11 protein-coding genes and 1 pseudogene are annotated in these 10248 nt (G+C 56.6%); 6 read left to right on the top strand and 6 right to left on the bottom strand.

The window, feature by feature from the left end; genetic code table 11:
• From rsxC to ydgT, 5 genes are all read right to left on the bottom strand, one after another.
• A partial coding sequence (rsxC, locus tag HA41_RS18725) for an electron transport complex subunit RsxC (RefSeq protein ID WP_094122020.1) occupies window positions 1-1872 on the bottom strand: 1872 nt, incomplete at its 3' end.
• Window positions 1865-2443 carry an electron transport complex subunit RsxB gene (rsxB, locus tag HA41_RS18720; RefSeq protein WP_094122019.1) on the bottom strand — a complete coding sequence of 193 codons (579 nt, stop codon included), beginning with the start codon at window positions 2441-2443 and terminating at the stop codon, window positions 1865-1867. The genes rsxC and rsxB, both read right to left, overlap by 8 nt.
• On the bottom strand, window positions 2443-3024 hold the full coding sequence (gene rsxA / locus HA41_RS18715; RefSeq protein WP_031377346.1) for an electron transport complex subunit RsxA: 582 nt from the start codon (window positions 3022-3024) through the stop codon (window positions 2443-2445). The genes rsxB and rsxA overlap by 1 nt, the downstream gene beginning before the upstream one ends.
• A gap of 123 nt (window positions 3025-3147) precedes the next feature.
• Entirely contained in the window at window positions 3148-3591 is a 444-nt protein-coding gene (locus HA41_RS18710; protein ID WP_094122018.1) for a DUF2569 domain-containing protein, read from the bottom strand.
• Window positions 3592-3702: 111 nt separating this feature from the next.
• A complete protein-coding gene (gene ydgT, locus HA41_RS18705) occupies window positions 3703-3918 on the bottom strand; it encodes a transcription modulator YdgT (protein ID WP_094122021.1) in 216 nt (71 codons plus the stop codon).
• A 604-nt stretch (window positions 3919-4522) separates the two neighbouring features.
• Between ydgT and ytfQ the strand changes: the two genes are divergently transcribed.
• From ytfQ to yjfF, 4 genes and pseudogenes are all read left to right on the top strand, one after another.
• Entirely contained in the window at window positions 4523-5479 is a 957-nt protein-coding gene (gene ytfQ, locus HA41_RS18700; protein ID WP_094122017.1) for a galactofuranose ABC transporter, galactofuranose-binding protein YtfQ, read from the top strand.
• Window positions 5480-5533: 54 nt separating this feature from the next.
• A pseudogene (locus HA41_RS18695) lies at window positions 5534-7053 on the top strand (sugar ABC transporter ATP-binding protein).
• Window positions 7046-8062: a galactofuranose ABC transporter, ATP-binding protein YtfT gene (gene ytfT, locus HA41_RS18690; RefSeq protein WP_094122016.1), complete on the top strand. Its 1017-nt coding sequence runs from the start codon at window positions 7046-7048 to the stop codon at window positions 8060-8062. Before HA41_RS18695 ends, ytfT begins: the two are co-directional and overlap by 8 nt.
• A complete protein-coding gene (gene yjfF / locus HA41_RS18685; protein WP_094122015.1) occupies window positions 8059-9045 on the top strand; it encodes a galactofuranose ABC transporter, permease protein YjfF in 987 nt (328 codons plus the stop codon). Before ytfT ends, yjfF begins: the two co-directional genes overlap by 4 nt.
• 44 nt (window positions 9046-9089) lie before the next feature.
• On the opposite strand, the gene HA41_RS18680 is transcribed toward yjfF, so the two are convergent.
• Window positions 9090-9536, bottom strand: a complete 447-nt coding sequence (locus tag HA41_RS18680; RefSeq protein WP_094122014.1) for a GNAT family N-acetyltransferase — start codon at window positions 9534-9536, stop codon at window positions 9090-9092.
• 65 nt (window positions 9537-9601) lie between these two features.
• On the opposite strand from HA41_RS18680, the gene HA41_RS20860 reads away from it, so the two are divergent.
• Window positions 9602-9919, top strand: coding sequence for a hypothetical protein (locus tag HA41_RS20860; RefSeq protein ID WP_143807370.1), 318 nt, complete (start codon window positions 9602-9604; stop codon window positions 9917-9919).
• 21 nt (window positions 9920-9940) lie between these two features.
• Window positions 9941-10210 carry a hypothetical protein gene (locus HA41_RS18675; protein ID WP_094122013.1) on the top strand — a complete coding sequence of 90 codons (270 nt, stop codon included), beginning with the start codon at window positions 9941-9943 and terminating at the stop codon, window positions 10208-10210.
• Window positions 10211-10248: the final 38 nt, after the last annotated feature.

Here is a 10248-nt window from a genome sequence, read left to right as displayed (position 1 = left end):
AATGGCAGCCTGCACCGCGGCTTTACGCGGATCATCGGTTTCAGCGGCAGCAGCAGTCTGCGGCTCAGCATCCGCCACGCTTTCACCCTGCGCCGCTTTCTTCGCTTTGGCGCGGGCGATAGCGGCTTCGACGGCGGCTTTACGCGGATCAACTTCCGCTTCTTCACTGACTTCAGCCTCGGCTGGCGTCATTTTCTTCGCTTTGGCGCGGGCGATGGCCGCCTCAACCGCCGCTTTACGCGGATCGGTCGTCTGACGAGTCAGCGGCTGGGTTTCGGCCTGAGCCTCGGCCTGACGTAAACGTGCCTGCGCATGACGGGCTTCACGCTGCGCTTCAGCAGTGGCTTCATCCGGCTCGGCGCGACGGGCCGCTGCCCGCGCTTTCGCTGCCGCCAGCTCGCTGTTGTCATTGCGGGCTACGCGCTGTTTCGCTTCTTCATGTCGCGCTTCACGTGCCTGCTTCTCACGTTCCAGTCGCGCCTGGCGCGCTTCAAACCGCGCTTTGGCTTCGAGGGTCCGTTTCGCTTCCAGATCGATAGCGCGCAGCTCCGCTTTTTCCTGCCGGTAATATTGCACCAGCGGAATATTGCTCGGGCAGACATAGGCGCAGGCACCGCATTCAATGCAGTCATCAATATGATGGGCGCGTGCCTTGTCGTGATCGCCGCCCTGGCTATACCAGTAAAGCTGCTGTGGCAGCAGCTTCGCCGGGCAGGCATCCGCGCAGGCGGAACAGCGAATACAGGACTGCTCTTCGTCGTTATTGCCCATTTCGCTGCCGGAAGGCGCCAGAATGCAGTTAGTGATCTTCACCACCGGCACATCCAGCGACGGCAGGGTGAAGCCCATCAGGGGACCGCCCATGATCACCATCTGGCGCGGGCCAGGACGGAACCCAACCTGATGCAACAGATGGCTGATCGGTGTGCCGAGACGGCTCCAGACGTTGCGCGGCTGGGCGATTGCCTCGCCGGTCAGCGTCACGACGCGTTCGGTAATCGGCTCGCCGTTGATAATGGCACGCTTAACCGCCCAGGCGGTACCGACGTTCTGCATCAGCACGCCGATATCGGTAGAGCGTCCACCGTGTGGTACCTCCATCCCGGTGAGGATGCGGGTCAGCTGTTTGGCACCACCGGACGGGTATTTAGTCGGGATCACCCGGATTTGCAGATCGCGCTCACCGGCAAGCGCCTGTTTCAGCGCGGCAATCGCTTCAGGTTTATTATCTTCAATGCCAATCAGCACCCGCTCTGCCTGTAACACCCAGGCGAGGATCCGGCTACCTTCCAGCACTTCAGCGGCGTAATCCTGCATCAGTCGATCGTCTGCGGTGATATAAGGCTCGCACTCTGCCGCATTGATGATCAGCGTTTTGACACCGCGCAGGCCGCCTTTCAGCTTGGTGGCGGTGGGAAAGCCTGCACCGCCCAGACCGGCAATCCCGGCATCATGTATGCGCTGCACGATGTCAGCGCGCGGATGCTGACGGTAATCGGGGAGCGGATCCAGGGGCATCCAGCGGTCTTCGCCATCGGGCGACAGAAAAATGCACAATTCTGACAGGCCCGATGGATGGGCAGTCATGTGCTGACCGATTTCCTCGATGGTGCCGGAGGTGGGGGCGTGCACCGGTAACATCCGGCCGGTGCCAAACGTCAATGGCTGACCGCGCAGCACTTTATCGCCTGGCGCGACGCAGATTTCACCTTCATGACCGATATGCTGTTTCAGCGGGATGATAAAACGGTGCGGCAACGGCAGTTCGCTCAGCGGCGTGCCGTTGGACTGAGTTTTCATCTCCGGCGGATGAATACCGCCCTCGAAATCCCAGATCTTATCTTTTTTGAAAAAATTCAACAAATTAAACATGGTTTTCTACCGGAATCACCCGCACCGGGATGCTGTTCAGATCCCATTTCCAGTTGGCAGGCGTCGTCTCAACCGGCCGCATTTCGATGCAGTCAGTCGGGCAGGGTGCCACGCAGAGATCGCAGCCGGTGCAGACATCGCTCAGCACGGTATGCATCGCACGGGTCGCCCCGACAATCGCATCTACCGGGCAGGCCTGAATACACTTGGTACAGCCGATGCAGTTCGCTTCATCGATAAAAGCCACGGTGCGGACCGGTGCTTTGGCGGTTTCATCACCATCAATCGGCTGCGGCTCAACGTTGAGCAGCTCCGCCAGCTTGAGCATGGTCTGCTCACCGCCAGGCGCGCACTTATTGATCGCTTCGCCGTTATTGCCCACCGCATCGGCATAGGGACGGCAACCCGGATAGCCGCACTGTCCACACTGGCTCTGCGGCAGAATGGCATCAATTTGTTCAACGATGGGGTCTTCTTCAACCTCAAAGCGACGTGAGGCGTAGCCCAGCAGCGCGCCGAACACCAGACTCAGCGCACTTAATACAGCGATGGCAATCCAGATCCCGGTCATCAGAATTTCACCAGGCCGGTAAAGCCCATAAACGCCAGGGCCATCAAGCCAGCGGTAATCAGAGCAATAGAGTTACCTTTGAACGGCGCCGGGACGTTGGCCAGCACCAGACGTTCGCGCATGCCGGCGAACAGCACCATCACCAGCGAAAAGCCGAGCGAGGCGCTGAAGCCGTAGAGCGCCGCCTGTAAAAAGGTGTGATTCAGGTTAACGCTCAGCAGCGGCACGCCGAGTACCGCACAGTTGGTGGTGATCAGCGGCAGGAAAATGCCCAGCAGGCGATAGAGCGATGGGCTGGTTTTACGTACCACCATCTCGGTGAACTGCACCACCACGGCGATCACCAGGATATAGGCCATGGTGCGCAGATAGACCAGATCCAGCGGCAGCAGGATCAGGTGATTGACCAGCCAGGCGCAGATCGAGGCCAGGGTGATGACGAAGGTGGTGGCCAGGCCCATGCCGATCGCCGTTTCCAGTTTTTTGGAAACGCCCATAAACGGGCACAGGCCAAGGAACTTCACGAGTACGAAGTTATTAACCAGCACAGTACCAACAAAGAGAAGCAGATAATCGGTCATTTTTTCGCCAGGGAACCAGAAAGCGGCTTATTATCATAGATAGTGTGACGTATCTCAACACCTACGCCGCAACCGGTCTGGCAGACCGCACTCAGAATTAAATTCCTGACATAACTCACGCGATTACGGCTCGATAAAGGTATTTTTAACCCGTGCTGACCGCTTGAAGTAGGGAACAAACACCGCCGCCGCCAGCAGTGACAGCAGGAGCGTCTGCAGGGCGCGGCTGTCAGAAACCGGCGTAAACGCAAAGGTTTTCAGCGCTAACAGCACGGTAATCAGCAACCACAGCAGATAGTGGCGCGGCAAACGGCGTGAGCGTTTAAAGAACAGCCAGCTAATCCACAGGCTGTAGGCCCAGACCGCGACGGTGGTGAGCAGAGAGATGGCCCAGTATGAGAAAAGGGTGCTGCCATGGGAAAAGAGTGTGGCACGCCATTCCGGGTTAAACAGCGGTGTAAGGTACATCGCCATCACCAGCGCGGTGGTTAACAGGGTCATAATCAGCCAGGCCAGTGGCAACAAAAGCCAGCCACCGATGCGCGGCGCAGCAACCTGTTCATTCATAGCGGGTATTCCTGTTTCGGGAGGTCGAAGCGCAGCAGAATAGCATGTCCAGATGGGGTGTGCCCGCCTGGACAACATGACTAATAAAAAAGGCAATCAGGCAGCAGGGAATTATACCACGTAGCGCCACACCGTCTTAGGCACACAGCCCAGATCATATAACCGTCCGCCCGACGCCAGTTCAGCACGTCGATGATCGGCAGCGCGATACATATTGATGATTTCCATGTCATCGGTGAGCGAGTAATTGAGGTGATCGAAGAGCTTTTCCAGACTGTCTGAGTTATTCACTTTGCGAAATTTAAGCAGGTAGTCGTACGCAGTCATCATTGCCATAACAGTAGAAGGAACGAAGGAGTGCTCAGTATAGGGGGCAAGCTAAAGCTGTCCAGATCCTGTCGCGAAAAAAAGGTGAAAATCAGACAAAAGACCGGGATACGGCGCTAAAAAGTCCATTTTTGCACGTTTTATTATTGAGCACCAGGCTTGCCTGTTGAGCTGAATCACTGGTCTGGAAACGTCTCCCGTCAGTCATGAGCTTTCAGCGTGCTCTGCAACGGGAAAGTCAGCCGCACCCATCAGAGAAACGTTTCGCCCGCCAGCAGGGCGGAAATCGCATTGTGCGGGTAATCACAAATCCCATTTTTTGTTCATCTGACGGGCGGATAACCCATTTAGTACGCCTGGCTGTAATCGCTTCCAGAGAGCCTGCGCATAAGCGATTCTGTTTATTACAATTATTTAACCTGTCTGGATTTTACTTTCAGTTATTTTATCCATAACCGTCAGCGGAAAAATCCGCAGCCCTGCACGTAACTCCTTTAAATTGCTCAATTTTGTGAAGTATGTCGCCATTATGCACCCTTTTTTAGTCCAGGCTAAGCGGGCTCTCTACTCTAAACAGCAAATGCCCTTCAGAGGAATAAAAACTATGTGGAAACGTTTACTTCTGACCACGCTGGTCAGCGCCGCGTTGACTGGTCCGGTGCTGGCTGCGGACATGACGGTCGGCTTCTCGCAGGTGGGTTCGGAGTCTGGCTGGCGTTCAGCGGAAACCAACGTGGCGAAAAGCGAGGCTAAGAAACGCGGTATCACCCTGAAAATCGCCGATGGTCAGCAAAAACAGGAGAACCAGATCAAAGCGGTGCGCTCGTTTATTGCCCAGGGCGTGGATGCCATCTTTATTGCGCCGGTCGTGCAGACTGGCTGGGAACCGGTGCTGGAAGAAGCCAAAGACGCCAAAATCCCGGTCTATCTGCTGGATCGTGCCATTGTCGTCAAAGACAAATCGCTCTATCAGGCGGTAGTCACGGCGGACAACGTGCTGGAAGGCAAGCTGATTGGCGACTGGCTGGTGAAAACCGTCGGCGACAAGCAGTGTAACGTGGTGGAATTGCAGGGCACGGTCGGGGCCAGCGTGGCGATCGATCGTAAGAAAGGCTTTGCCGAAGCGATCAGCGGTCATCCGAATATCAAAGTGATCCGCTCCCAGTCGGGCGACTTTACCCGCAGTAAAGGTAAAGAAGTGATGGAGAGATTCATCAAGGCGGAAAATAACGGCAAAAACATCTGCATGGTTTACGCCCACAACGATGACATGGCGATCGGTGCCATTCAGGCGATTAAAGAAGCGGGTCTGAAGCCGGGCAAAGATATTCTTACCGGCTCAATCGACGGCGTACCGGATATCTATAAAGCGATGATGGCTGGCGAAGCCAATGCCAACGTGGAGCTGACGCCAAACATGGCCGGCCCGGCATTTGACGCGCTGGAGAAATTTAAGAAAGAGGGCACGCTGCCGCCAAAAGTGATCAAAACCGAATCGAAACTGTTCCTGCCTGCTGACGCGCAGACCGAACTGGAACGTAAAAAAGGCATGGGTTACTAAGCCGCAGACCGCCCTGCGGGGCGGTTTTTCATGACGTGAGGCGGAGTTAGCAGAATGACCACACCCAATGAAACATCGCTGTTAACCATTAGCGGCGTCAGCAAAGGATTTCCCGGCGTGAAGGCGCTGAGCAATGTCTCGTTTGATATCCGCAAAGGCGAGATCATGGCGCTGCTGGGGGAAAACGGCGCGGGTAAATCGACCCTGATTAAAGTGCTGACCGGCGTCTACAGCCGCGATGCCGGCACCATTACCCTTAACGGAAAACCGATTACTCCACACAATACGGCCCAGGCGCAGGAGATGGGCATCGGCACCGTTTATCAGGAAGTCAACATGCTGCCGAATATGTCGGTGGCGGATAACCTCTATATTGGCCGTGAGCCACGACGCTTCGGTATGCTCGATCGTCGGCGCATGGTGCGTGATGCCGACACACTGATGCGTAACTATGGTTTTTCCCTCGACGTGACGCGTCCGCTGGGACACTACTCGGTGGCGATGCAGCAGATCATCGCCATCTGCCGCGCCGTCGATCTCTCTGCCCAGGTACTGATCCTTGATGAGCCGACCGCCAGCCTGGACGCCAGTGAAGTGGAGATGCTGTTTACCCTGATGACGCAGTTAAAAGCCAAAGGGATGAGCCTGATTTTCGTGACCCACTTTCTCGACCAGGTTTACCGCATTACCGATCGCATCACGGTATTACGCAACGGGCAGTTTATCGCCACCCGCGATACCGCTTCGCTGCCGCAAATTGAACTGATCAAGCTGATGCTGGGCCGCGAACTGCTGGAGACTGCGCTGCAGCGACAGGGCAGTACCCTGCGCAGTAATCAGCCGGTGGTGTCGTTTGAAGATTATGGCAAAAAGGGCACCATTGAGCCGTTCAACCTTGAGGTCCGGCCCGGTGAAGTGGTTGGTCTGGCGGGGCTGCTCGGGTCAGGGCGTACCGAAACGGCGGAAGTGCTGTTTGGTATTCGTCGCGCCGACCGCGGCACGGCAAAAATCAAAGGCAAAGTGCAGCGCATATCAAATCCGGCCAGGGCGTCACAGCTGGGCATGGGGTTCTGTCCGGAAGATCGAAAAACCGACGGGATCATTGGCGCGGCATCGGTGCGCGAAAATATCATTCTGGCGTTGCAGGCGCAGCGCGGCTGGTTGCGGCCAATTAAAAAGCGCGAGCAGCAGGCGATCGCCGAACGTTTTATCAAAAGCTCGGTATCCGTACGCCGCACGCCGATCAACCGGTGGAGCTGCTGTCGGGCGGTAATCAGCAGAAGGTCCTGCTGTCGCGCTGGCTGGTGACGAAACCGCAATTTCTGATCCTCGACGAACCCACCCGCGGCATTGACGTGGGGGCGCACGCCGAGATTATCCGTTTAATCGAATCGCTGTGCGCTGATGGACTGGCGCTGCTGGTGATCTCCTCTGAGCTGGAAGAGCTGGTGGGTTATGCCGATCGGGTGCTGATTATGCGCGACCTGAAGCAGGTGGCAGAAATTCCGCTGGAACAACTTTCGGTCGCGTCGATTGTTAACGCTATCGCGGACGGAGGGGCACAACATGCTTGAGACCCCTATGACATCTGAAAAACCGCAACGCCGTAAGCTGAAACTGCCGCCGGGTATGCCGCAAATCGTCGCGCTGCTGCTGGTGCTGCTGATCGATAGCCTGGTGGCGAACAACTTTTTTGCTGTCCATCTGCAGGATGGCCGTCTGTTCGGCAGCCCGATTGATATCCTCAACCGCGCTGCGCCAGTGGCGCTGCTGGCGATTGGCATGACGCTGGTGATCGCCACCGGCGGTATCGACCTTTCGGTGGGCGCGGTGATGGCCATTGCCGGCGCGACGGCGGCGACGTTAACCGTGGCGGGCCACAGCCTGCCGTTTATTATTCTCGCCACGCTGGGAACCGGTCTGGCGTGCGGCATCTGGAATGGGGTTCTGGTGGCGCTGCTGCGTATTCAGCCGTTTGTCGCCACGCTGATTCTGATGGTGGCGGGGCGCGGTATCGCCCAGCTGATTACCCAGGGACAGATTGTAACCTTCGACAGCGATGCGCTCGGCTGGTTTGGTAATGGATCGCTGTGGATGCTGCCGGTGCCGGTCTGGATCACCCTGGTAGTGGCGCTGGCGGTCTGGCTGCTGACGCGAAAAACCGCGCTCGGCCTGTTTATTGAAGCGGTCGGCATTAACCTGCGCGCCGCGCGCAATGCCGGCGTTACCGGCTGGCTGGTGGTGATGTCCACCTACGCCATCAGCGGGGTCTGTGCGGCGGTAGCGGGCCTGATTGTGGCCGCGGATATTCGCGGTGCGGATGCCAATAACGCTGGCTTGTGGCTGGAGCTGGACGCGATTCTGGCGGTGGTGATCGGCGGTGCGTCGCTGATGGGTGGACGCTTTAATCTGGTGCTCTCCTTAATCGGCGCGCTGATTATTCAGTCAATGAACACCGGCATTCTGCTCTCCGGCTTCCCGCCTGAGCTGAATCAGGTGGTGAAAGCAGTGGTGGTGATGTGCGTACTGTTACTGCAGTCACCGCGCTTTATTGCGATGTTGAAACGGAGACGCCCGACATGATCAAACGCCATCTGCCGTTGATGATCACCTTGCTGGTGTTCGTGGCGGGTTATCTGTTCTGCCTGAGCCAGTTTCCGGGCTTTGCCTCAACCCGGGTGATCTGTAATATCCTGACCGACAATGCCTTTCTCGGTATTATCGCGGTCGGCATGACTTTTGTGATTTTATCCGGCGGTATCGACCTGTCGGTCGGCGCGGTTATCGCCTTCACCGGCGTTTTTCTGGCGCGGGCAATCGGCGATTTCCACCTCGATCCGCTGCTGGCCTTTGCGGTGATTCTGTCGCTGGGGGCGCTGTTTGGCGCGATGATGGGCTGGCTGATCGATGCACTGAAGATTCCGGCATTTATCATTACGCTGGCGGGGATGTTTTTCCTGCGCGGCTGCAGTTATCTGGTTTCTGAAAATTCAATTCCGATCGATCATCCGTTCTATACCATGCTCTCCAGCCTGGCGTGGAAAGTGCCGGGCGGCGGACGTCTTAGCCTGCTGGCGGTGATTATGGTGGTGGTGGTGCTGGGCGGCATTATTCTGGCGCACCGTACACGCTTCGGCAATCAGGTCTATGCCATCGGCGGTAACCTGACTTCGGCGCAGCTGATGGGGGTTTCGACCCGTGCCACCACCATCAAAATCTATATGCTCTCTACCACCTTAGCCACGCTGGCCGGTATCGTCTTCTCTATCTACACGTCGGCCGGCTATGCGCTGGCGGGACTCGGGGTGGAGCTGGATGCGATTGCCTCGGTGGTAATCGGCGGCACGCTGCTGTCGGGTGGCGTCGGTACAGTGCTGGGCACATTGTTTGGTGTTCTGATTCAGGGGCTGATCCAGACCTGGATTAACTTCGATGGTACGCTCAGCTCGTGGTGGACCAAAATTGCCATTGGTATCCTGCTGTTTGCCTTTATCGCGTTACAACGCCTGCTGACGGTGATCTGGGATCGCCAGCAGAATGCACCGGTAAAACGATTACCTTCCTGAGTTCTTCAGTATTCCGATCAATGGCGGCTCGCGGGAGCCGCCTTTTACTGCGCCAGATAAAGTACCATCACCGTGACCTCTTCACCCGATATCTGCCGCTGTTCCACCGCCTGCCATCCTGAACGCTGATAGTACGCCTGTTGATCGGGTGTATAGAGCCAGAGTTCGCCAATCTGCTGTTGCTTTGCTCGCGCGATTGCCACGCCCTGGCCCCGGAATCTTTTATCCGTCACCACTTCACCGATCCAGTATTCCCTTGCCGCGATGTCAACCAGTTCATAACGAATGACGCTACAGGTAGCGGCAACCGTTTCGCCATCCGGCGTGGCAATAAGAGTAAATTCTGCAGTAGGTGCCTGATTCCGCTGTTTTATGCGCTCAAGGATGGTGGGCTGATGCGACCATGCAGGCAGTGCTGACCATTCCGTGTGCAGTAACTGTGCGGTCTGTCCGGCGTAGCCGGGATGTTGGTTCAGTTCGGCAATTTGCATGGCTGGGGCACCTTTGTTTTGTCAGGCATCAGGCAATACAGGCTGGTGGGTGAAAGCGCAAGATCATGAAGAGGAGACGTTGCAGTAAAGGATGTTTGCACTGCCTGGAGTCAGATGCTTTTTTGTATGAACGGATAAAACAATGGCTGTTGGCTGTTGGTGCAAGGTCAGGAAAGGCATGCCTGATCGCAAAGCATTCCCGCATCCATGCGGATCGGCCGCGCCATCCCTGGCGCGGACGCTTTGCTCTTCAGGCATGCCTTTCCTTCCCGGTTGGGCTGACTCATCGCTTTAAAAAGCAGGACAGTGGATTTTTTATATTGGTGGGGTTAATAAAACAAGCGCTGTTGGCTGATGAGAAAGGTCAGGAAAGGCATGCCTGATCGCAAAGGATTCCCGCATCCATGCAGATCGGCCGCGCCTTCCCTGGCGCGGACGCTTTGCTCTTCAGGCATGCCTTTCCTTCCCTGGTTGGGCTGATGCATCGCTTTAAGAAGCAGACCAGTGGACTTTTTATTGATGTGTTGAATAAAACAATTGGCTTAGATGAAGGTGCAGGGTCAGGAAAGGTATGCCTGATCGCAAAGGATTCCCGCATCCCTGCGGATCGGCCGCGCCATCCCTGGCGCGGACGCTTTGCTCTTCAGGCATGCCTTTCCTTCCCGGTTGGCTGATGCATCGCTTTAAGAAGCAGGAGAGTGGGCATTTCTAT

The sequence above is a fragment of the Pantoea conspicua genome (assembly GCF_002095315.1).
GTDB lineage: Bacteria > Pseudomonadota > Gammaproteobacteria > Enterobacterales > Enterobacteriaceae > Pantoea > Pantoea conspicua.
The sequence above is the reverse complement of the archived record's forward strand: the minus strand, read 5'-3'. Positions and strand labels throughout refer to the sequence as shown.